Genomic DNA, 20,412 nt, shown 5'->3' with positions numbered 1-20,412 from the left:
CTTTGGCGTTGACTTTTGGCACGCTGTTGAGTTCTCAAGGAACGGACGCTTCCTTCGGTGCGGAATCAACCGCGCCCTCCGGGCGTTTGACGTTCGGTTTGTGCTGCTTTGTGTTTCTCTTGTTTCGCTTTCGCGTCTCCAGCTTAGCACACCGTTTCGGCCGCTTCGCTTTCCTCGCTTTCGGCGTCCGGCGCGTTCCCGCGCTTTCCGCCTTTCAGACTCTAGCAGATCTTCCGACCCGCTTTTCGTCCGTTTGCTTTCCGCCTCGAAACTCTCGTTCCTTCGGCTTCCGGCCCTTCGAGCCTAGCAGGTCTTCCGACCCGCTTCGCTCATTGCTTCGGCTTCGGAAATTTGTTCTTCCCGCTGCTTTCCGCGACCCCCGAACATTAGCGGATCGCATTTCCCACCGTCTAATCGGTGGCAATTCGCGTTCCGGCAATCTGCGGGGACACCCGAGCACGGAACTACGCGTGCGATGCGCAGGGCGCAGCACACTTCGTTCGAATGATCGGATTCGCCGCCCCGGGACCAGCCAGCACAAGCACCTAGGCTCGTGTCTGTCTCAGGTCTCCCTGTCGGGCAACTTGGAGGACCTTACCGGTGCCCGGTCCCGACCGCAAACCGGCGCGGACAGGCTCCGTTTCGGCTGTTCGAACGCGAGCAGACTCCCGGCATGGTGACCTCCCGAGCACGACGAGCGAACCCGATCGTGACCGTCATACGCGCCGTGGTCACAGTGATCGTGGTCATCATCGTCCTGCACATCGTTCTGTTCGTCTTCGAGGCCAATCCCGCCAACGACGCGGTGGACACGATCGCCGACTGGTCGGACTGGCTCACCCGCTGGGCGAAGGACTTCTTCACCCCCGACAACCCCAAGGTCCGGGTCACGGTGAACTGCGGCCTGGCCGTTCTCGTGTACCTCGGGGCCGCCGCACTGCTGGAGCGCCTGGCCCGCCGGGTCTGAGCGCGATCACGATCGGCTCGATACTTCCGTACGGTGGCGGCGCACCAGTCGCGATGATGGGTGCAAGGACCGCATCGCACCGCCACCGACCGGAGGGCCCCATGTCGCTGCTCACCCCGGACAGCCTGGGCGACCTCCTGGGCTTGTTCGACTTCGGGAACGGGTGTGTCACCCGCGTCCACATCGAGGATCCGTTCAGTCCGAACGGCGCCACCGCCCGCGTCCTGGTCGATGCCAGGGATCGGGAACACGGCTGGCCGTGGATTCCCGTGGAGTTCACTCTTACGGGGCTTCGGGACTATCGGGTCGAACACGGCAAGGGTTTCTCCGGAATGCTCTATTTCGACCCGGTGCTCTCGCGATTCACCGACGAGACCTACGGCGATCTGTTCTATCTGGACTTCGATCCGGTCGACGGGCCCGGAGCCTACGAGCCGGTCGACGCAGGCGATGTCGTCGGTCGGTCGCAGTGCTTCTTCGCCGCGGAGAGCTGTTCGTGGCAGGCCCTGCCGCCCGCGGAGAGCCCTCGACTGAAGCTCATCGGTAACGTTTAGATCTCAAACCTTTCACTCACTAGGTTCAGCTTCTACGTTCACTCGCACCCGAATCGGTGGCGAGTGTTCGAGTCGTGAACACTCGCCGACCGATTCCTCCGCATTCGGTACGAAGTCGAGTCGAGGACCCATGAAGCTCCAGCGGAAGCGCATCGCCGCCCTGCCCGCCGCCCTCGGCGCGGGCGCCCTCCTCCTGGCCCTGACCGGGAGCGCCGACGCCGCCCCGAAGCACGGTGACCACCGCCCCTCCGTGGCCGGCATGCGGATCCTGCTGAGCAACGACGACTCGATGCAGAACGCCAAGCCGGACGGCGCCGACGGCCGTGGGATCTACGAGGTACGCCGGGCGCTGTGTACCGCCGGGGCCGACGTCGTGGTGATGGCACCGTGGCAGTACATGAGCGGTTTCGGTACCGCGGCCACCGGCGGCGGCGCGCTCACCGTGTCCAGGCGCACCGCGCTGCCGGCCGGCTTCGAGGGCGACTGTGCCGGGGCGCCGAGCAAGGGAGCCGTCTTCGGCGTGTGCAAGGGCAGCGCCCCGTGCGGCCCGACGACCCCGAGCGCGACACCGGTGGACACCGTACGACTGGCCCTGCGCGGCGGCCTCGCCGCCAAGGTCGGCTGGCACGACGGTCCCGACCTGGTGCTCACCGGCATCAACTCCGGGCCCAACGTCGCCTCGGTCACCAACGATTCGGGCACGCTGGGCGCCGCCATCGCCGCGAACGACAACGGCAAACCGGCCATCGCGCTCAGCGGCGGCTTCGACATGGAGACGTTCAAGGTGACCCCGGCCACCTACCGGGCGTTCGCCGACTTCCTGCCCTCGTACGTGGCACAGCTGAAGGACCGCAACGTGCTGTCGGACCGGTACGTGGTCAACATCAACCACCCGAACGTGGTGCCGGGCGAGCGGATCGGCCGACCGGTCTGGACCGAGATCGGCACCGAGACCGTGGTCGCGATCCGCTACACGGCCGCGGTCGACGGCGACACGTTCGCGATCGGCCAGGGCGACTGCGCGTCGCCCGGCACCTTCTGCCGTCCGGAGACCAAGCGGCGGGCCGACTGGACCGAACTGAACAAGGGGAACATCACCGTCTCCGCCGTGACCGGCGACCGGACGCTGCGCGGCGGCGAGGACGATCGCCTGGAGCGGTTCGTCACCACCGGCCGCTGACGCCGGCCGACCTGCCGCGGGGGTGGGGCACACGGCGGCTCGATACTGGAGCGATGGCAGACAAGCAGCGTCGACGCGGTCGCGCCCCCGAGCCGGTCCGGGCCGAGGTGGCGTCCGGCAGTGTCGAGCTCGAACCCGATCCGGATCGGGCCGGGGCCTGGACGCTGCGGCTGCACGGTTCGCCGCAGTCGCACGTGGATCTGGACGACCCGACCTGGCTGGAGTTCGAATACGTCCGCCGGCTCGGCCACCTGGTCGACCTGATCGCGGACGCCGGCAAGCCGCTGCGGGTCCTGCACCTCGGCGGCGGCGGGCTGACCCTGCCCCGCTACGTGGCCGCCACCCGGCCGCGTTCGCGGCAGCAGGTAGTGGAGTTGGACGGGGAACTCGTCGAGTTCGTCCGGCGCGCGTTGCCGTGGGATCGCACCTGGCAGATCCGGGTGCGCACCGGTGACGCCCGCGAGGTGGCCGCCCGGGCGCCGGACGCCGCGTTCGACCTGGCCGTGGTGGACGTGTTCGCCGACTCGCGGGTGCCCGCGCATCTGACCTCGGCCGAGTTCGTCGGCGAGGTGGCCCGGACGTTGGCCCCCGGCGGGGTGTACGCGGTGAATCTGGCCGACGGCGGGCCGCTCTCCTTCGTTCGCACGCAGGTGGCCACGATGCGGTCGGTCTTCCCGAACCTGCTGCTCGTCGCCGATCCGGCGGTGTTGCGCGGGCGGCGGTTCGGCAATGTCGTGCTGGTCGCCTCGCACGGCGAACTGCCGATCGCCGAGTTGGCCCGGCGCACCGCCGCCGATCCGTTTCCCGGCCGGGTCGAGCACGGTCCGGCGCTGGGCGACTTCACCGGGGGCGCCGCCGTGGTCCACGACGCCACGGCGGTCGCGTCGCCGGCCCCGCCCGCGCGTACGTTCGGCAAGAACTGAGCGGTGGGCCGGCCGGGACCCGCTACCGTCGCCGCCGGCGCTCCTCCACCCGGCCCTTCAACAGGCCGACGACCATGAGCACGACCAGGGTCGCGACCAGCAGCACGACGGTGACCGCGGAGCCGAGGAGCACCTTGCCCCGGTCGGTGAGGGTGAAGATCGACACCGGCAGGGTGCGCCACTCGGCCGGGTAGACCATGATCGTCGCGCCCACCTCGCCCATGGACAGGGCGATCGCCAGGCTCGCTGCCGCGGTGATCGAGGGCAGCAACATCGGCAGTCGCACCCGCAGCAGCACCCGCGCCGGGCTCGCCCCGAGCGAGGCGGCGACCTCGGCGAAGGCCGCGTCGGTGCGGTCCAGGCCCGCCGACACCGTCGAGTAGGCGAAGGTCACCACGAGCACCGCGTGCGCCGCGATGACGATCCACTTCGTGCCGTTGAGCAGGATCGGACCGTCGCTGAAGGCCACCAGCATGCCGAGGCCCACCACCACCGAGGGCACCGCGACCGGCAGGTGGAACACCGCGTCGGTGAGCCGGCGTACGAAGCGCGGCGCACCGCGCGCGGCGATCGCCGCCCACGTGCCAACCACGATCGCGATCAGCGAGGCGCCGAGCGCGGTCTCGATGCTCACCACGAGGCTGTCGTAGTTGGTGCCCGCGGTGGCCTCGCGGATGTTCTCGCTCGTCCAGGACGCCGGCAGCACGCTGTTCCAGTCGCCGGCGAAGGCGGCGATGCCCAGGATCGCCAGCGGGGCGAGCACGAGGGGGGCGAAGACGAGTGCGAACAGCGCCCAGACGAGGGCGCGTCCGCTACGCGACCAGACCAGCACGGCCGGCTCCTGTCCGGGAGAAGACGAATCGGTACACGGTGTAGAGCGTCAGCGACAGCGCGACCTCGACCACCGCGACCACACACGCGCCCGGGTAGTCGAAGGTGACCGCGCCCTTGGCGTGCACCAGCATCGGGAGCGTGGTGACGTCCTTGGCGCCGATGAACAGCACGATCCCGAACTCGTTGAGGGTGAGCAGCAGGGTCAGGCTGCCGCCGGCCGCGAGCGCAGGCCAGGCCTCGGGCAGCAGCACCTGCCGGATCACCCGCAGCGGGCCCGCGCCGAGCGAGGCCGCGACGTCGAGGCGCTCCCGGGGCACCAGCGCGAAGGCCGCGAGCAGCGGGCGCATCACGAACGGGGTGTAGAAGGTGATCTCGGCCAGCACCACGCACCACGGCGAGTACAGGAAGCCGACCAGCGGCTCGCCCAGGCCGAGCTTGTCCGCCGCCGCGTTGACCACGCCCGCCGTGCCGTACAGGAAGGTGAAGGCGAGCGCGATCAGGAAGGACGGGAAGGCCAGCACGGTGTCCACGATCCTGCTCACCGCGCGCGAGCCGGGGAAGGGCACGAAGGACAACACCAGGGCCAGGAAGAAGCCCACCGCCAGGCAGCCGAGCGTGGACAACACGGCGATCTTGACCGTGTTCCACAGCGCGTCGCCGAACGAGGGCGAGTTCAGTACGTCGCGCCACACGTCGAGGCCGACGTTCTCGTTCTTGTCGACGAAGGACTGCTTGACCACGAGCGCGAGCGGATAGAGGAAGAATCCGGCGGCGAGCACGAGCGGCGGGAGCACCCACAACGCGCGGGTCGCACCACCGCGGCCCCGCCGCTCGCGGACCGGGGCCGGGGCCGGCTTCGTCGCGATCGGCGGCTCGGTCAGCGTCGCGGTCATCCGCCCGCTCCCGCCGGGACCAGCACGCACGGCTCGGCGGGCAGCGCGACGCCCAACCGCTCGCCGAGCGCGGGCACCGCGGCCAGGTCGGTGACGTCGATCCGGATCTCCCGCTCGGCGTCGCCTTCCAACACGCAGGTCAGCCGGTAGTCGGCGCCGCGCCACTGGGTCGCGATCAGTCGCGCGGGCAGCGTGTCCGCCCGGTCGGCCTCGGTCACCCCCAGGGTGTGCGGGCGGGCCACGAGCAGCGCCCGCGCGCCCTCGGCGAACGCCCCGGTCGGGTCGGCCGCGACGGTCAGCCCGCCCACCGCCACCCGCACCGCGTCGTCCCCGGCCGTGCAATCCGCCAGCACCCGCGCGTCGAGCAGGTTGGCCGCGCCCAGGAAGGACGCGGTGAACTCGCTCGGCGGCCGGCGGTACAGCCGATCCGTCGCGTCGAGGTCGACCAGGCGCGCGTCCCGCATCACCGCGATCCGGTCGGCGAGCGCCAGCGCCTCGGTCTGGTCGTGCGTCACGTACATGATCGCCACGTCGGGCAACTCGCCTCGCAGCCGCTGCAGTTCGCCGAGCAGGTCGGCGCGCAGCGTGGCGTCGAGCGCGGACAGCGGCTCGTCGAGCAGCAGTACGGGCGGCCGGATGGCCAACGCCCGTGCGATCGCCACCCGTTGCTGCTGACCGCCGGACAACTCGCGGGGATAGCGCCGGGCGTAGCCGGCCATCCCCACCATGTCCAGCGCCTCGGTGACCCGGCGGCCCACCTCGGCGCGCGAGACCCGGCGGGCCCTGAGCCCGAACGCCACGTTGTCGGCGACGCGCATGTGCGGGAACAGCGCGTAGTTCTGCACCACGACGCCGATGCCGCGCTTGTTCGGCGGCTCGTACGTGACGTCGCGGCCGACCAGGGTGATCCGGCCCGAGGCGGGCCGGAGAAAACCCGCGACCGCCTTGAGCGCGGTGGACTTGCCCGAGCCTGAGGGCCCGAGCAGGGCCACCGTCTCGCCTCGGGCGACCTCCAGGCTCAGCCCCTCCAGGGCCGTGACGGATCCGTAACGGACCGTCAGATCCTGGATGCCGATCGCCGATTCGGTCGGCGCGGCACTCGCGACGGCGGACGCGGTGCGCTCGATGGCTGGTGCGGTCATGCGGGTTCCCTCCCTGTCCGCGGTTGATTCCGGACGTGTGCGCCGGCGGTTCAGCGACCGACGGCCTTGTTGTAGGCGGCCAGGTCGGCGTCCAGGTCCTTGAGGACGGTGTCCCACTCCGGCGCCCAGATCTCCACGCCCTCCAGGGCCTTGGTGATCTCGGCGGCGTTCGCGTCGGTCGGCTTGACGTCCTCGCGGACCGGCAGGCCGAGCGCGTCGGCGGAGACCGAGGCCTGCGCCTCGGTGGAGAGCAGGTAGTCCATCAGCTTGCGGCCGTTGTCGGCGTGCGGGGCACCCGAGGACAGGCCCATGAAGTAGGGCAGCGCGAACGTCGAGGGCTTGCCCGCGTCGTCGGCCGGGAACCAGACCTTGAAGTTGGACTTGTCGTTGTGGATCGACGCCAGGTTCATCTGCAAGTCGCCGTTGGCCACGCTGAGTTCGCCCTTGCCGACCTTGGGCTGGAGCTTGCCGGTGGACGAGGACGGGCCGACGTTGTTGGATTCGAGCCGCTTGAGGTAGTCGAGCGCACCCTGCTTGCCGTACAGGTGCTGGAGCTGGATCAGTACCGCGGTGCCGTCGCCCGCCTGGCCGGGCGTGGAGTACTGGAGCTTGGACTTGAACCGGCCGTCGGTCAGCTCCGCCCACTTCGTCGGCGCGGGCTTGGCGGTGTCCGGGTTGTAGATCCAGGAGGCGTAGTTGTTCACCACGGCGGTGAACCGGCCCTGGGCGTCCTTGCCGGTGGCGGGCACCTTGTCGGAGCCGGCCGGGGTGTAGGCGGTGAGCAGGTTGGCCTGGGCGGCGCGCTGGATGAACGGCGGCAGCGTGATCGCCACGTCGGCCTGCGGGTTGCCCTTCTCCTTCTCCATGCGCGTGACCACCTCGCCGGAGCCGGACTCGACCAGGTTGACCTTGACCCCGGTCTTCTTCTCGAAGTCCGCGAAACGCTTGGTGTACCAGTCGGCGAGGCCGTCCACCGAGTAGACGGTGACGCTGCCGGAGCCCTTCGCGGGCGCGCCGCCGGGGGCGGCGTTGGCGGCCGGCTTGGTGTCGTCCGAGCCGCTCCCGCCGGTCCCGCCGCAGGCGCTCGCGCCGAGCACGACCACGGTGGCGGCGGCGGTGAGGCCGAGGATGCGTCGCATGGGGAATCGCCCTTTCGAGACGTCGAATCAGCCCTGGAGCAGGGCGGGAAGATCGCGGATGGAGCCGAGTACGTGGGTGGCGCCGGCCGCTTCGAGCGCGGCGCGGTCGTGTGCGCCGGTGAGCACACCGGCGGCGATGGAGGCACCGGAGCGCAGTCCGGTGAGTACGTCGAACGCGGTGTCGCCGACCACGGCGACCGCGCGCAGGTCGTCCACGCCCAGGCGCAGCACCGCGGTGAGCACCATGTCGGGGTGGGGTCGCCCGCGGCCGGCCTCGGCCGGGCACAGGGTGAGGTCGGCGAGGTCGGCCCAGCCGAGCGCGGCCAGGATCGCGTCCTGGGTGGGGCGGCCGAAGCCGGTGGTCAGCGCGACCTTGACGCCGGCCGCGCGCAGGGCGCGGATGGTGTCCTCGGCGCCCTCGATCGGCGCGCAGCGGCCCTGGGCGACCAGGTCGGCGTAGGCGCCCTCGAATGCGAGGTTGGCCGCCCGGGCGCGCTCCTCGTCGCCGTCGAGCAGGGCCCGGAAGACGGTGATCTTGCTTTCGCCCATGGTGTCGTGGACGTAGCCGAGCTTGCGCTCGAAGTCGGCCGTGCCGGGCTCGACGCCGACCGCGCCGATCGCTCGGGTGAACGCCTCGACCACGAGGCCGTCGTCCGCGACGGTGGTGCCGGCCATGTCCAGGACGGCGAGCTGATAGTTCGTCATGAGTGGTGCTCCGGGGGGCTTTGGGCAACGAGTGGGGCGGGAAGGGGCGGCCGGGTCACAGGCCGACGGTGTCGGCGGTGCGTTCCGCGATCGCGGGCGAGCAGGTCATCCCGCGCCCGCCTGGGCCGGTCACCAGCCAGGTCCCGGGGGCGACCTGTTCGCGGTGCACGACGCGGGTGGTGTCGACGGTCTGCGCGTACACCCCGGCCCAGCGGCGGCGCACGGCCGGCAGCGGTCGGCCGAGCAGGGCCTCGGCCACCTCGACCAGGTGCGTGTAGGGCGCGGAGTCGACGTCGAAGGTGAACGGCTCGTCGTACTCGTGGGTGTCGCCGATGGTCAGCCCGCCGTCGAGGCGCTGGACCATCAGCAGCTGCATGCGGTGCTCGGTGGGCACCGGCGCCTGCGGGCGGGCGGCGCGCAGCGCCTCGAGGGCGGTGCCGGCGTAGGCCGGGTAGTAGCGGAAGCTGTCGCCGTCGGCGACCGAGGTGGTCAGCGCCTCGTCGAGCGGGTCGGTCTGCATCATCTGCAGGCGCACCCGGCGCACCGGCAGTTCCGGGGCCAGCTCGCGGACCAGGCCGCTCAGCCACGCGCCGGTGCACAGCACCACCAGGTCGCCCTCGTGTGTGTGCCCGTGGTCGTCGCGGACCCCGGTGCCGGCGGGGAGCAGGTCGCGCACCTCACGGCCGGGCAGCCAGGTGTACCGGCCGGATTCGGCCATCCGCCCGCGCAGCGCGGGCAGCGCGACGCGGGACTCGACCGCGCCGTCGCGCTCGCACCACAGCGCGGCGTCGAAGGCACCGCGCAGGGCCGGGTTGTGGCCGCGCGCCTCCTCCGGGGTGAGCAGCTTCAGCCCGCGTTCGGCGGCGTCCGGCAGGGCGAGTGCCGCCTCGGCGACCGCGACCTCCTCGGCGCCGCGGCACACGGTGAGCGAGCCGTTGGGGCGAAAGCCGATGCCGGGCACGTCGGCGCCGATGCGCTCCCACATCTCGCGGGCCCGCAGCGCGGTGTCGAGTTCGTCGCCGCCGGCGCGGCCACCGATCCACACCAGGCCGAAGTTGCGCACCGACGCACCGCGCGCCTCGCGCTCGCGCTCGATGTGCACGACCTCGTGACCTCGCTCGATGGCCTGCCAGGCGTGCATGGTGCCCAGCACGCCACCTCCGACGACAATGACTCGCACCGGCTTCCTCCGTGTTCTCGGGGGCGAATGCGACCAGCTTGGGAGTGGCCGATGCCGAGCACACGGAGGCGGTATGTCGTCCGGGTGAACAGTCCGTTAAGGTCCGAACCTGTTACCTCTTCGTTATCAAAGTCGCCCGGTCAGGCCCGCATGCGTGTCGCGAATCCCATCCGATCACCACGAAACAGCGCCCGCACCCGCTCGATGGGCACTCCCTGCGGGTCGTAGGAGGTGCGCATGACCAGCAACATCGGCAGCGCCGGGTTGGTCTCCAGAAGCAGCGCCTCGCGCGGCGCGGCCAGGACGGTCTCCACCGTCTCGTGCATCTCCGCGAAGACCACGCCCAAGTCGTCCTGCAGGCACTTGTACAACGACCCCTCCGGGCGCAGCACGTCCAGGATCGTGGGGAACCGGTCCAGCGGCAGGTAGGTGCTCTCCAGGCCGATCGGCTCGTCGTCGGCGAGCAGCACCCGCTCCACGTGCACGGTCAGGTCGCCGGCCCGAATCCGCAGCCGTTCGGCCAGGTCGGGCTTGGCGACGTGGTGTTCGAGGGTGACCACACGTCGGCTGGGGGTCAGCCCCATCGCGCGCACCGCCTCGGTGTAGCTGCCCATGCTCACCGGCTGCATCAGCTTCGGCGGCGCGACGTAGGTGCCGCGCCCGCGCGCCGAGCGCAGTCGGCCCTCCATCACCAACTCGCCGATCGCCGCGCGCAGCGTGGAGCGGGCGACGCCGTAGTCGGCGGCGAGTTCGCGTTCGGAGGGCAGCAGGGCGTCCTCGCCCAACTCGTCCATGAGTTGGAGCAGGCGCATCTTCACCGTGTGCGACTTGGGCACGCGGCCGTGTTCGGGAACGCCGTCGCGATAGGGACGGGCTGTGGAGTCCGGTCTGGGCACGAAGGGAGCCTATTCGGCCGGCGCCGGGTACGTTCGACCCTTCCACGCCGCACCGCGCCCACGCGCGTGCCGCACCGCCGAGTGCACGGTCATCCCCAGGTAGAGCGTGGCCGCCGCCGGCAACAACACCGCCTCCGCCGCGGGTCGTCCGTAATAGCGCACCATCGGCACATAGGTCGCGGTCATCAGCGCCCACACCGCGAGCCCGAGCAGCGCGAGCGGCACATCGCCGCCGACGAGCCCGGCGACCAGCGCGACCGGCGCGGCCAGATAGACCAGCGCCAGACCCACCACGGTGCCGGCGAGCAGCAGCCACGAGTGCCGGAGCTGGGCGAACGCGCTGCGCGCGACCATGTTCCACAGGTCGGCCAGCCCCGGATAGGGCCGCACGCTGTCCACATGCCGCGCCGGACCGTCCGCGAGCACCAGCCGGATCCGGCCGCCGGAGCGCTTGAGCGCCGTGCCGAGCGACACGTCGTCGATCACCGCGTCCCGGATCGCCGCCACCCCGCCGGCACGCTCCAGCGAGGTGCGCCGCACCAGCACACATCCCCCGGCGGCGGCGGCCACCCGGGATGTCGGCCGGTTCACCCGGCGGAACGGGAAGAGCTTGCCGAAGAAGTACACGAAGGCCGGCACGATCAACTTCTCCCACCGAGTGTGGGTACGCAGCCGGGCCATCACCGACAGCAGGTCGAGCCGGTCCCGCTCGGCCTCGCCGACCAGCCGGGCCAGCGAATCGGGCGCGTGCGCGATGTCCGCGTCGGTGAACAGGATCCAGTCCACCTCGCCGACCGACTCCACGCCGTGCCGCAGCGCCCACAACTTGCCGGTCCAGCCCGAGGGCGGCTCCCCGGGCGAGGTCACCGTCAGCGGCACCCGGGCATCGGCCCCCAGCCGGCGGGCCACCTCGGCGGTCGTGTCGGTACTGCCGTCGTCGACCAGCACCACCCGCGCCCGGCCGGGGAAGTCCTGCGCGAGCAGCGTGGGCAGGCTCTCCCCGAGCACCGCGGCCTCGTCGCGCGCGGGCACGATCACCGCCACCGAGGCACTGCCCGAGGGTGGCACGGCGGGCCGCGCCAGGCGCACGTCGGTGCGCCAGAACCAGCCGTGAAACAGCGTCAGATAGACCCAGGCGAGACCGGAGACCGCGGTGATCCACAACAAGACGTCCACATCGGAAGCCTGCCGGCTCCGTCGCGCCACCCGGACGCTCCTTCCGGGTGAAGTCCGCGCGCGAACGGAGTGCTCCGGTCAAGCGGGCGAGCGCCGGGGCCGATATCGGGTAGGGGGGCTGTCTCGACAGTCGAGGAACTACCCATCGGCAGAAGGGCGGTGCCCGTCATGGGCGACGCGACGACGAAAGATCGGGAGCAGATTCACAAAGGCGGGGCGACCCGTTGGCAGGGATTCGAGGTCGGCACCCGGGTACGGGTGCAGGTGGGCCTGAGCACCGGGCACATCGGCGAGGTCTGCGAGGTGTTCGCGGACGCGCACCGGCCGCCACTGTCCCCATATCAGTGGTATTCGGTGCGTTTCGCGGACGGCCTGCGCCCGCTGTACCGCCACGACGAGCTGGTCGAGCTTTCGTAGGTCGCCTCCCGCCCGTCCCCCGGCTCCGGCCGGCCCGCCCGCGGTCACCGCGTGCGCCCGCACCCCGACGGCGGGCGCGCGCGGTGCGGCGGGCCGCGCACATACCGCCCGGACGACCCCTCGGCCGCGTGTCCAACGACACCGTCGGTCGGGTCTTGCGCTCGCACGCCCGCCGGGGCAGGGTGCGGGCACGGGATCTGAAAGGGCGTCAGAATGACGATCAAGCTGGGCGTGATGGCGCCCTTCGCGGACGGTCTGATCACCTCCGGCGGCTTCCTGCGCGACTTCGCGGGCACGCTGGAGGAGTGCGGCGTGGAGTCCGTGTGGACCGTCGAACACGTCGTGGTCGCCGAGGACTACGAGCCCCTGTACCCGTACTCGGATTCCGGTCGCACCCCCAGCGCGGCGGGTGTGGTGCCGATGCCCGACCCGCTGGAGACCATCGCCTTCCTCGCGGGCGCCACGCGCACCCTGCGCTTCGGCACCGCGATGGTGGTCGCGCCGCTGCACAGCCCGGTGGTGCTGGCCAAGCGGGCCGCCACCATCGACCGGCACTCGGACGGCCGGTTGTTGCTCGGCCTGGGCATCGGCTGGCAGAAGGAGGAGTACGCCGCGGTCGGCGCGGCGTACTCCGAGCGCGGCGCCCGGCTCGAGGAGTGTGTGGGCGCGATGCGCGCACTGTGGGCCGACGCGCCCGCCACGTTCCGCGGCAGGTTCACCACGTTCGAGCGGGTGCACTGTCTGCCGCGCCCCGAACGCGGCGCGGTACCGGTGGTGCTGGGCGGTAACAGCGAGCCGGCGGTGCGCCGGGCGGGCCGGATCGGCGACGGCTGGTTCCCGTACACGATCGCCCCCGACGAGTTCGAGGCGCGCGCCGAGTTGCTGCGCGCGAGCATGGCCGCGGCCGGTCGGGCCTCGGACGCGGTGGAGGTCACCGCGTGGCCCGGCTCGTGCGATCGCGACCTCCAGTACGACCCGAACTGGGTGCGCCGGTTCACCGACGCGGGCGCGAGCCGCCTGGTGTTCGCCCCCAACCCGGCCGAACTGGCCGGGCCGCGGGGGCTGCGGGTGTTGCGCGAGCGGATCGCGCACTACCGCGAGACCGTCGCGGACAAGCTGTGAACACCCCCACGACGCCCATCCCACAGACCGTGAGCATCCTCGACCACGTGACCCTGACGAACGATCAGGTCGCCTGGTGGCTGGGCCAGTTCCATGATCGTTATCTGCCGGGCGCGCAACGGCGCGGGATGCGCCTGGAGCGGGTCTGGCGCTCGCCCGCCGGTCGGGACGCGACCACCGTGCACATCCTGTGGATCCTGCCGGGGATCCGCGCGTTCTACGCGATGCGCGGGGCCGCGGCGGCCGATCCGGAAGTGGCGGCGTTCTGGGCGGCCACCGACGGTTACGCGCTGGAGCGGCAGCGGCGGGCGCTGCAACCGACCGAGGGCGGCTCGGGGGTGTCCGCGTGAGGCGGTGGGTGGTCCGCGCGGACGGGCCGCCCGCTCCCGGGTCTTCGGTACTCGCGGCCGAGGGTCTGTCGGCGGGGCCGGACCTGCCCGGCAGCGTGGGCGGGCTCGGCTGGTCGTGGGATCTGCGCGCCGACGCCCGGCCCGAACTGCCCGCGTCCGCCGACGCGATCGCCCTGCGGCCGGTGCGCGCCGCTTTCGTGCCGCTGACCGGTCCGCGGATCAAGCGCACCCTGCTGCTGACCGTGCGCGCGGGCACTCCCGCCGACGTGCTCGCGGAGTTCGAGTCGGATCTGATCGCGATGCCGGAGCACATCGGGACCATCCGCTCCTGGGCGCTGTCCCGGGTGGACCCGGTCGGGGGCGACGCCGCGTGGACCCACGCGTGGGAACAGGAGTACGCCACGATCGAGGGGTTGACCGGCGAATATCTGCTGAACCCGTATCACTGGGCGCATGTGGATCGCTGGTTCGACGGCGAGATACCCGGGGCGATCGTGGAACCCGTACTGGCTCACATCTTCCGCTGGAGCCAATCCCCGGTGCTCACCGACGATCTGCCCGGGGAGTGACCTGACTGGTCGTCAAATCCGGTGCGCGACAAGGGCAACCAACAGGTGGGTCCATTCACGATCGGTGAACCGCAGGACCGCGCAGGCCCGTTGCTTGGAGTCGCGCACCGCCACCTCGCTGGGCCGCCGATTCACCACTTCGACGCAGTTTCCCTGCACGCTGCTGTAGGAGCTCCGTCGCCACGTCGGTGCGTAGGTTTCCTGCGACCAGGTCGCCATCGGCCCGTCACCCCTGACTTGTCGAGGTCCCGCCGCCGGGCGACACGAACCCCTCCCCCAGGTGGGAGCCGACCTCCATGTGAGGGTCAGGGACATCGCCCGATCGGGTGAACCGTGTACACGCGGACACCGAAGTGGCGGCGAGAGTTGCACCGCCGGGTTTCGTGGAGCATCCTACCGAGCACCCTCACTTTACGCGCTTACAAGATCACTTAAAGCGACGGGACGGGGCGGGGCCGCTTGCGGGGGCAAACGCAGCCCACGCAACAGGAGGTAGCTGCATGACCACCCTGGCCGATCCGGAAGTGGCGGACGAAGCGGACGAGGTCAGCCCGACCATCACGCTGCCGGCGATGCCCGCGTGCGTGTCCGCCGTGCGGGAGCATGTCCGCGTGGCGTTGCGGGTCTGGGATCTCGACTCCTTGTCCGACACCGCCGTACTTCTCGCCTCCGAACTGGCGACCAACGCCGTGCGTCACGCGGGTCTCGGACGCCCGTTCAGCGTCGTGGTCCGCCGAGACCGCGCGCCCGACGGCGCCGCCTGCGTGTGGATCGAGGTGCACGACACCGACGCCCGCACACCCCAGGTGATCGAGGCGGCCGACGACGACACCACGGGCCGCGGCCTGATGCTGGTCGAATCGTTGTCCGACGGCTGGGAATCGGTGCCCGAGCCCGGCGGCAAGTGTGTGCGTTTCCGGCTCGCGATGACCGCCTGACCCGCCGCCGGGTCACTCCCCCGGTACGCCCGCCCGGGACGGCGGGACGTGGACCGGCAGTTCGTGCACGTGCGCCCGGCCCGGCGCGAGCGTGTCCACGGCCAGCCGGCCCAGGTGCGGGTGGTGGGTGAAGACCACCACCTGGAACCGGTCGGCCATCGCGTCCAGCACCGCGAGCATCGCCCGGGTGCGGCCGTCGTCGAAGGTCATCGCCACGTCGTCGAGCACGATCGGCATCGCCCGCCCGGCGTCGGCGTAGGCGTCGAGCGAGGCCAGCCGCAGCGCCAGGTAGAGCTGATCGCGGGTGCCCTCGCTCATCTCGTCCACCCCGAGCACGCCGGCCCCCGACCCGGCGCCCGCGCGCCGCGCACGCAACACCGGCGCGCCCTTGCGCCCCTCGGTCTCCACCAGGAGCCGGTCGAAGCGACCCCCGGTGAGCGCGGTGAAGACCTCCTCCGCCCGGGCCAGGACCGGGGCCTGGTTCTCCTTGCGGTAGTCCTCCATGCACCGCAGCAGCACCTCGCGGGCCAACCGCAGGCGGACGAACTCCTCGGTGTCCTCGGCGATCGCGGCGACCGTACCGGCCACCTCCTCCTGCGCCCGTGCGGCGGCCACCGACTCGCGCTCCAGGTCGAGCATGCGCTGCCGGCGGCGGCCCAGCGTCTCGCCGGCTTCCGCGTAGGCGGCGTCGGCCTCCTCGACGCGGCGTGCGGCGTCCTCGATCTCCACGTCGAGTTCGTCGGGGGTGTAGCGCGCGGCCTCCTGTTCGACCTCGGGCGACAGCAGCGCGCGGTGCTCGGCCAGCGCGGCTTCGAGGTCGCGCACCCGGGCCGAACGCTCCACCGCGGCGCGCAGGTCGGCGAGGTCGGCGGCACCGGACGCGGCGACCAGCGCGGCGAGTTCGGCCTCGATGTGGGCTGCGGCGTCGTGGCCGGCGCGCAACGCCCGGTCCAGATCCGCGATGCGCTCGGCGAGGCCGGTGCGGGCCGCCTCCACGCCGCGCGCCTCGGTCAGCTCGCGGTGCAGGTCGAGGACCGCCGCGAAGGGGGGTCGGCCGGTGGGCTCGCTCGGCGCCGGGCGCCCGCACGCGAGGAACGCCTCGGCCACGCGGGCGCCGAATCCGGCCACCCGATCGGCCGCGCGGATCCGCCGTCGGTCCGCCTCGTCGGCCCGCCCGACCGCCGCCGCCACCTCGGCCAGCGTGGCCACCGCGGCGGCGATCGTGTCCGGGCCGCCCTCGGGCAGGTCCAGCTCGCTCGCCAGTTCGTGCCGGCGCCGCTCCCAGGCCGCCCGCTCGCCCTCGGCCCGCTCCGACTCGGCGACCGCCTCGGCGAGTTCGGCCTCGGCCTCGCGCACCGCCGCGACCGCCGCCTCCCGCTGACGCACCGCGTCGGCCAGCGCGTCGCGGCGCGCGTCGGCCTGCGCGATCAACGCGGGCAGCGTGCTCGTCCCGGTAGGCGCGCCGGACTCGGCCAGCGCGGTGCGGAAATCGGCCACCAGCGCGGCGACCCGGGCCCGGCCGGCGGCCAGCCGATCGCGCACGCCCCGCGCCTCGACCTCGACCCGGGCCAGTTCGCCGATCGCGTCCAGGACGGCGACGGCGTCGTGCGGGTCGGGGGCGGGCAGGCCGCTGGGCGCCCATGCGCGGGCCCAGTCCGCGTCGAGCTCGGCCGCTCGTTCGGTCGCCGCCGCCCGTTGCTCGGCCAGCCGGGCCAGCGTGCGCTCGTCGTGGGCGAGGTCGGCCTCCAGGCGGCCGCGCCGCACCGCCTCCTCCGCCCGTCGCGCGATGTGTTCGGCGATCTCGTCCGCCGCGGCCACGGCCCGCTCGTAGGCGTCGATCCGGTCGTCGGTCAGCGGCGGGCTCGCGCAGATCAGCGTCCACAGCCGGTCGCGCTCGACCCGGGCCGCCGTCCAGTCGTCGGGGGTGGGCGGCGGGTCGGCCAGGGACGACTCGGCCAGTTCGCGAAGGCGCCGGTCGTGCTCGCCCAGCAGCGCCCGCTCGGCCGCCGCCGTCTCCTCCAGCTCGGCCCGGACCCGCAGCAGCCGGCCCAGCCGGTCGGCGACCCACTCGCGCCCCGGCAGCCGCAGCCGCGCCGGGTGCTCGTCGGCGCGCCCGTCCGGGTCGACGAGGCCGTGTCGGCCCCGCAGATCGGCCGCCTCGTGGTCGAGTTCGGCCAGGCGACGCTCGTCGCGCGCGACGTCCTCGACCGGATCGCCCGGCACCGACCGCAACAGCGCGCGCAGCACGGCCGGGTCGGCGGGCTCGGGGATCGCCGCACAGGCCGCGCGCGCCGCGTCGAGCCGGGCCCGGCGGTGCGCGACCTGCTCGACGGCGCCGGCGAGTCGGGCCTCGCACACCGTCAGGTCGTCGCGCAGCGCGGTGACCCGCGCGGCCACGCCGGCGGGCAGCTCGTAGGCGGTCGGGTCGTCGAGGGCGCGGTCCGGGCGCACCCGGGCCAGCAGTTCGGCGGCCATGCCCCGAGCCTCGGTGGCCTCGGCGTCGGCGTAGTCGGCCTGTTCGACCGCGTCGCGGATCGCCGCGACGTCGGCGTGCAGCGCGTCCACGGCGGCGCCGGCCGCCAACAGGTCGCGGTCCGCCCCCGGTTCGGCCCACTCCGCCCGGGCCCGGGCCGACTCCCGCTCGACCCGCGCCACTTCCGCCGCCGCCTCCGCGGCCCGCGCGTCGAGCGCGGCCAGTGTCGCCGCCACGTCGGCGCCCACCGGCGGCCCGCCCGCGCTCGTCTCGGCCAGCGCGGCGTCCAGTTCGGCCCGCTTGGCCAGCAGCGGCAGCGCCTGGCGGACCCGGTCGAGGCGTTCGAACCGGACCCGCGCGTCGCTGCGGTCGCGGCCCAGCCGGTCGCGTTCCTCCTCGGCGCGCCGGCTCTCCTTGACCGCCTCGCCGAAGACCGCGGGGGCCAGGCCGTCGTCCTGCACCCGCTTGCGCAGCCGGCCGAGTTCGACCAGTCCCGCGTTGATCCGCTGGTTCTTGCCGCGGATCTTGTACAACTGCGCGGCACGTTCCTCGAGGCGGGTCAGCACCTCGCCGAGCCGGGCCGAGGAGCGCGATTCGAACAGGGCCCGGCCCACGTCGCCCTCGCCGCGCAGCAGTTCGGCCCCGCCCGCGCGCAGCCCGGCGTGGTCGAGCGCGAACACCCGGCGGAAGTCGTCGCGGCCCACGCCCGCCAGCATCCGGGTCAGCTCGGCCTCGGCCAGGACCGAGCCGTCGGCGCGGGTGAGCGGGTCCCGGTCGCGCTTGTGCCGCACCACGTCGAGCACCCGCCCGTGCTCGTCCCGCACCAGCGCGCCGAGCTTGAGGTCGCGCATCGCGTGGACGAAGTCGTACGAGGTCTGTCGGTCCATCCCGTAGAGCAGTTGGTCCAGGGCGTGCCGCACGGTGGACTTGCCGGCCTCGTTCGGACCGCTGATCACGTGCACGCCCGGGGCGCCGAGTTCGATGTGGCGGTCGGTGAAGCAGCCGAACGCGATCAGGTCGAGCCGGTCGATCCTCACGCGTGCTCCCCGTCGGTCCCGGTGACCAGCGCCGTGAGCAGTTCCACGGCCTGATCGAAGATGTCGGCGCGCCAGGCCGCGTCGGCGGGGGCTATGCCCTCCTCGGCGACCTTCGGGTCGAGCGTGCGCATCCCGGGCACGGTCCGGACCAGCTGCTCCAGCGCGGTCGGGTCGGCGCGCAGCGCCCTGGCCGTCCGGGCCAGGTCCTCCACCAGCGTCGGCACCTCGAACCCGGCGTCGGCCAGATCGGCGTGCCGGGTCTCCAGGCGGATCTTCTCCAGCCACACCCCGGAGAACTCGGCGGCCAGCGCCCGGGTCTCGAACACGAATCGGCGCTCGTCGCGCCACAGCGCCTCGTGCGCGTCGGTGGCGCCGGTGATCCGCACCCGGCCGGCGAGGAGGCGGTCGCCGGCCGCGCCGCGCTGCTCGGCCAGGGCGCGCCGGACCAGGTCGAGTACGTCGTCGACACCGCCGGCGGTCGAGGCGTCGACGTCGAGGCGGGCCCAGCGCACCACATCCAGGTCGCGGTGCTCGACGGCGGCCCGGCCGTGGTCGTCGACGGTGATCAGCGTCGCGCCCTTGGGCCCGGTCTCGCGCGCGTGCCGGCCCTGGATGTTGCCCGGGAAGACGATCCACGGCTCGCGCTCGTGCACCACCTCGCGCGCGTGCACGTGGCCGAGCGCCCAGTAGTCGTAGCCGCGCGAGACCAGGTCGCCGACGCTGCACGGCGCGTAGGTGGCGTGCCCCTCGGCGCCGGTCAGCGCGGTGTGCAGCAGGCCGACGTTGAACATCCCCCCGCGCGGCGCGGGATAGGCGAGCGCGAGGTTGTCGGTCACGTCCCGCACCGCGAAGCCCTGACCGTGCACGGCCAGGCCCAGGTCCTCGAAGGCGACCGTCTCGGGTCGCGCGGTGGAGAAGCGGTGCACGTTGGCCGGCAGCCGCAACTCCCGGGTGATCCGGCTGTCGGCGTCGTGGTTGCCCGCGACCAGCAGGACGCGGATGCCCGCCTCCTCCAGGCGGCGCATCTGCACGGCGAAGAACAACCCCGTGTGGTAGTCCTTCCAGTCGCCGTCGTAGATGTCGCCGGCGAGCAGCACCGCGTCGACCGCCTCGGCGAGCGCCAGGTCGACGAGGTTGACCACGGCCCGCCGCGCCGCGCCGCGGATCTGTGCCGCGGGCGCGCCCTCGTAGCCGGAGAGGCCGCGGAGCGGGCTGTCGATGTGCAGGTCGGCGGCGTGCAACAGCTTCATGAAGCGGGGCGCCTCCGGTCGGCGATCACGGGCAGCCAGGATAGGCACACGGCACCGACACGGTGGCGGTTTCGTCGGGACCCGACGGGTGGACACAGGGGTGGGGCTGGCCCCACCCCCGATCGGCCAGGCACCTACCTGGTCGCGCGGCGGCCGTCCGGCCAGGCTGGAGGAAACGCGCCAAGCCCGTCCGGGAGTTCACCGTGACAGCTCGACAGACCGACCGCAGGCACTCGATTTCGACCCCGCTCGTCACCTGCGCGCTCTGTGCTGTGGCCGGCGCCGTGTTGTGCCTGGCGGCGGTCCATCGGTCCGGGCTCCCGGCGAGTCCGAACCTGATCGGGCTGCTGCGGCAACCGGCGCCGCTGACCACCCTGGTGTTCGGCCTGTCCGGTCTGCTGGTGGCGCTGCGCGGCCGGACCGGGCGGGGAAAACCGGTTGAACCGCCCCCGCCGAAGGTCGCACCCTGGAGTCTGCGCCACTCGGCGGTGAGTACGAGTGGGCCGCCCCGTCACGGGGAGGGGGCGACCCACTCACCCGGGGCCGGTTAACCCCGGCGCCACTACTGGTTAAGATGGGCACGCAACTACGCACGCTCGCGTAGCTCAGCGGGAGAGCGCCTCGTTCACACCGAGGAAGTCACTGGTTCGATCCCAGTCGTGAGCAC

The 20,412-nt window shown here is 72.6% G+C and carries 21 protein-coding genes and 1 tRNA gene; 11 read left to right on the top strand and 11 right to left on the bottom strand.

Annotation, left to right across the window (positions count from 1 at the left end; genetic code table 11):
• Positions 1 to 709 precede the first annotated feature (709 nt).
• From ACH4XV_RS46755 to ACH4XV_RS46740, 4 genes are all read left to right on the top strand, one after another.
• Positions 710 to 967 carry a hypothetical protein gene (locus ACH4XV_RS46755; RefSeq protein WP_380003164.1) on the top strand — a complete coding sequence of 86 codons (258 nt, stop codon included), beginning with the start codon at positions 710 to 712 and terminating at the stop codon, positions 965 to 967.
• 101 nt (positions 968 to 1,068) lie between these two features.
• Positions 1,069 to 1,521: a hypothetical protein gene (locus tag ACH4XV_RS46750; protein ID WP_126640126.1), complete on the top strand. Its 453-nt coding sequence runs from the start codon at positions 1,069 to 1,071 to the stop codon at positions 1,519 to 1,521.
• 130 nt (positions 1,522 to 1,651) lie between these two features.
• Positions 1,652 to 2,701: a 5'/3'-nucleotidase SurE gene (locus tag ACH4XV_RS46745; protein ID WP_395800438.1), complete on the top strand. Its 1,050-nt coding sequence runs from the start codon at positions 1,652 to 1,654 to the stop codon at positions 2,699 to 2,701.
• Between the two features lie 53 nt (positions 2,702 to 2,754).
• Positions 2,755 to 3,624, top strand: a complete 870-nt coding sequence (locus tag ACH4XV_RS46740; protein WP_395800436.1) for a spermidine synthase — start codon at positions 2,755 to 2,757, stop codon at positions 3,622 to 3,624.
• Positions 3,625 to 3,646: 22 nt separating this feature from the next.
• On the opposite strand, the gene ACH4XV_RS46735 is transcribed toward ACH4XV_RS46740, so the two are convergent.
• The 8 genes from ACH4XV_RS46735 to ACH4XV_RS46700 form a co-directional block, all read right to left on the bottom strand.
• Positions 3,647 to 4,456 (bottom strand): ABC transporter permease, encoded by an 810-nt coding sequence (locus ACH4XV_RS46735; RefSeq protein ID WP_126640128.1) that lies wholly within the window; start codon positions 4,454 to 4,456, stop codon positions 3,647 to 3,649.
• Complete coding sequence (locus ACH4XV_RS46730; protein ID WP_395800433.1) at positions 4,437 to 5,351, bottom strand: 2-aminoethylphosphonate ABC transporter permease subunit; 915 nt, start codon at positions 5,349 to 5,351, stop codon at positions 4,437 to 4,439. The genes ACH4XV_RS46735 and ACH4XV_RS46730 overlap by 20 nt, the downstream gene beginning before the upstream one ends.
• Positions 5,348 to 6,493 carry an ABC transporter ATP-binding protein gene (locus ACH4XV_RS46725; protein WP_395800431.1) on the bottom strand — a complete coding sequence of 382 codons (1,146 nt, stop codon included), beginning with the start codon at positions 6,491 to 6,493 and terminating at the stop codon, positions 5,348 to 5,350. Before ACH4XV_RS46725 ends, ACH4XV_RS46730 begins: the two co-directional genes overlap by 4 nt.
• 50 nt (positions 6,494 to 6,543) lie before the next feature.
• Complete coding sequence (locus ACH4XV_RS46720) at positions 6,544 to 7,632, bottom strand: 2-aminoethylphosphonate ABC transporter substrate-binding protein (protein WP_395800429.1); 1,089 nt, start codon at positions 7,630 to 7,632, stop codon at positions 6,544 to 6,546.
• A 27-nt stretch (positions 7,633 to 7,659) separates the two neighbouring features.
• Positions 7,660 to 8,337, bottom strand: a complete 678-nt coding sequence (locus tag ACH4XV_RS46715) for a phosphonatase-like hydrolase (RefSeq protein ID WP_395800427.1) — start codon at positions 8,335 to 8,337, stop codon at positions 7,660 to 7,662.
• A gap of 55 nt (positions 8,338 to 8,392) precedes the next feature.
• On the bottom strand, positions 8,393 to 9,517 hold the full coding sequence (locus ACH4XV_RS46710) for a TIGR03364 family FAD-dependent oxidoreductase (RefSeq protein ID WP_395800425.1): 1,125 nt from the start codon (positions 9,515 to 9,517) through the stop codon (positions 8,393 to 8,395).
• Between the two features lie 140 nt (positions 9,518 to 9,657).
• Positions 9,658 to 10,335, bottom strand: coding sequence for a GntR family transcriptional regulator (locus ACH4XV_RS46705; RefSeq protein ID WP_380003526.1), 678 nt, complete (start codon positions 10,333 to 10,335; stop codon positions 9,658 to 9,660).
• An 87-nt stretch (positions 10,336 to 10,422) separates the two neighbouring features.
• Positions 10,423 to 11,589, bottom strand: a complete 1,167-nt coding sequence (locus ACH4XV_RS46700) for a glycosyltransferase (protein WP_395800440.1) — start codon at positions 11,587 to 11,589, stop codon at positions 10,423 to 10,425.
• Between the two features lie 168 nt (positions 11,590 to 11,757).
• Here ACH4XV_RS46700 and ACH4XV_RS46695 point away from each other — a divergent pair, with 168 nt between their 5' ends.
• From ACH4XV_RS46695 to ACH4XV_RS46680, 4 genes are all read left to right on the top strand, one after another.
• Entirely contained in the window at positions 11,758 to 12,006 is a 249-nt protein-coding gene (locus tag ACH4XV_RS46695; protein WP_395800423.1) for a hypothetical protein, read from the top strand.
• 213 nt (positions 12,007 to 12,219) lie between these two features.
• Positions 12,220 to 13,128 (top strand): TIGR03619 family F420-dependent LLM class oxidoreductase, encoded by a 909-nt coding sequence (locus tag ACH4XV_RS46690; protein ID WP_395800421.1) that lies wholly within the window; start codon positions 12,220 to 12,222, stop codon positions 13,126 to 13,128.
• 47 nt (positions 13,129 to 13,175) lie between these two features.
• Entirely contained in the window at positions 13,176 to 13,478 is a 303-nt protein-coding gene (locus ACH4XV_RS46685) for an NIPSNAP family protein (protein ID WP_395800419.1), read from the top strand.
• Positions 13,475 to 14,047 (top strand): Dabb family protein, encoded by a 573-nt coding sequence (locus ACH4XV_RS46680; protein ID WP_395800417.1) that lies wholly within the window; start codon positions 13,475 to 13,477, stop codon positions 14,045 to 14,047. The genes ACH4XV_RS46685 and ACH4XV_RS46680 overlap by 4 nt, the downstream gene beginning before the upstream one ends.
• Positions 14,048 to 14,059: 12 nt before the next feature.
• On the opposite strand, the gene ACH4XV_RS46675 is transcribed toward ACH4XV_RS46680, so the two are convergent.
• Positions 14,060 to 14,266, bottom strand: a complete 207-nt coding sequence (locus ACH4XV_RS46675; RefSeq protein WP_395800415.1) for a DUF397 domain-containing protein — start codon at positions 14,264 to 14,266, stop codon at positions 14,060 to 14,062.
• A 281-nt stretch (positions 14,267 to 14,547) separates the two neighbouring features.
• Between ACH4XV_RS46675 and ACH4XV_RS46670 the strand changes: the two genes are divergently transcribed.
• On the top strand, positions 14,548 to 14,985 hold the full coding sequence (locus ACH4XV_RS46670) for an ATP-binding protein (RefSeq protein WP_395800413.1): 438 nt from the start codon (positions 14,548 to 14,550) through the stop codon (positions 14,983 to 14,985).
• Positions 14,986 to 14,997: 12 nt separating this feature from the next.
• Here the strand turns inward: ACH4XV_RS46670 and ACH4XV_RS46665 are convergent, their stop codons facing one another.
• Together ACH4XV_RS46665 and ACH4XV_RS46660 are read right to left on the bottom strand one after the other, a co-directional pair.
• Positions 14,998 to 18,495 (bottom strand): AAA family ATPase, encoded by a 3,498-nt coding sequence (locus tag ACH4XV_RS46665; RefSeq protein WP_395800411.1) that lies wholly within the window; start codon positions 18,493 to 18,495, stop codon positions 14,998 to 15,000.
• Complete coding sequence (locus ACH4XV_RS46660) at positions 18,492 to 19,745, bottom strand: exonuclease SbcCD subunit D (protein WP_395800409.1); 1,254 nt, start codon at positions 19,743 to 19,745, stop codon at positions 18,492 to 18,494. Before ACH4XV_RS46660 ends, ACH4XV_RS46665 begins: the two co-directional genes overlap by 4 nt.
• A gap of 203 nt (positions 19,746 to 19,948) precedes the next feature.
• On the opposite strand from ACH4XV_RS46660, the gene ACH4XV_RS46655 reads away from it, so the two are divergent.
• Both ACH4XV_RS46655 and ACH4XV_RS46650 read left to right on the top strand, forming a co-directional pair.
• On the top strand, positions 19,949 to 20,296 hold the full coding sequence (locus ACH4XV_RS46655; RefSeq protein ID WP_395800407.1) for a hypothetical protein: 348 nt from the start codon (positions 19,949 to 19,951) through the stop codon (positions 20,294 to 20,296).
• 43 nt (positions 20,297 to 20,339) lie between these two features.
• A tRNA-Val gene (locus ACH4XV_RS46650) sits at positions 20,340 to 20,411 on the top strand.
• Position 20,412: the final 1 nt, after the last annotated feature.

The organism is Embleya sp. NPDC020630, from assembly GCF_044334985.1.
GTDB lineage: Bacteria > Actinomycetota > Actinomycetes > Streptomycetales > Streptomycetaceae > Embleya.
Note: the sequence above shows the minus strand (reverse complement) of the source record. Positions and strands in the feature narration are given on the sequence as shown.

What these genes read in the sequence shown, in the direction of transcription:
- ACH4XV_RS46740 (WP_395800436.1), top strand. Translation starts at nt 2,755, where the DNA reads ATGGCAGACAAGCAGCGTCGACGCGGTCGCGCCCCCGAGCCGGTCCGG.
- ACH4XV_RS46690 (WP_395800421.1), top strand. Translation starts at nt 12,220, where the DNA reads ATGACGATCAAGCTGGGCGTGATGGCGCCCTTCGCGGACGGTCTGATC.
- ACH4XV_RS46725 (WP_395800431.1), bottom strand. Translation starts at nt 6,493, where the DNA reads ATGACCGCACCAGCCATCGAGCGCACCGCGTCCGCCGTCGCGAGTGCC.
- ACH4XV_RS46670 (WP_395800413.1), top strand. Translation starts at nt 14,548, where the DNA reads ATGACCACCCTGGCCGATCCGGAAGTGGCGGACGAAGCGGACGAGGTC.
- ACH4XV_RS46715 (WP_395800427.1), bottom strand. Translation starts at nt 8,337, where the DNA reads ATGACGAACTATCAGCTCGCCGTCCTGGACATGGCCGGCACCACCGTC.
- ACH4XV_RS46675 (WP_395800415.1), bottom strand. Translation starts at nt 14,266, where the DNA reads ATGGCGACCTGGTCGCAGGAAACCTACGCACCGACGTGGCGACGGAGC.
- ACH4XV_RS46720 (WP_395800429.1), bottom strand. Translation starts at nt 7,632, where the DNA reads ATGCGACGCATCCTCGGCCTCACCGCCGCCGCCACCGTGGTCGTGCTC.
- ACH4XV_RS46660 (WP_395800409.1), bottom strand. Translation starts at nt 19,745, where the DNA reads ATGAAGCTGTTGCACGCCGCCGACCTGCACATCGACAGCCCGCTCCGC.
- ACH4XV_RS46745 (WP_395800438.1), top strand. Translation starts at nt 1,652, where the DNA reads ATGAAGCTCCAGCGGAAGCGCATCGCCGCCCTGCCCGCCGCCCTCGGC.
- ACH4XV_RS46730 (WP_395800433.1), bottom strand. Translation starts at nt 5,351, where the DNA reads ATGACCGCGACGCTGACCGAGCCGCCGATCGCGACGAAGCCGGCCCCG.
- ACH4XV_RS46695 (WP_395800423.1), top strand. Translation starts at nt 11,758, where the DNA reads ATGGGCGACGCGACGACGAAAGATCGGGAGCAGATTCACAAAGGCGGG.
- ACH4XV_RS46750 (WP_126640126.1), top strand. Translation starts at nt 1,069, where the DNA reads ATGTCGCTGCTCACCCCGGACAGCCTGGGCGACCTCCTGGGCTTGTTC.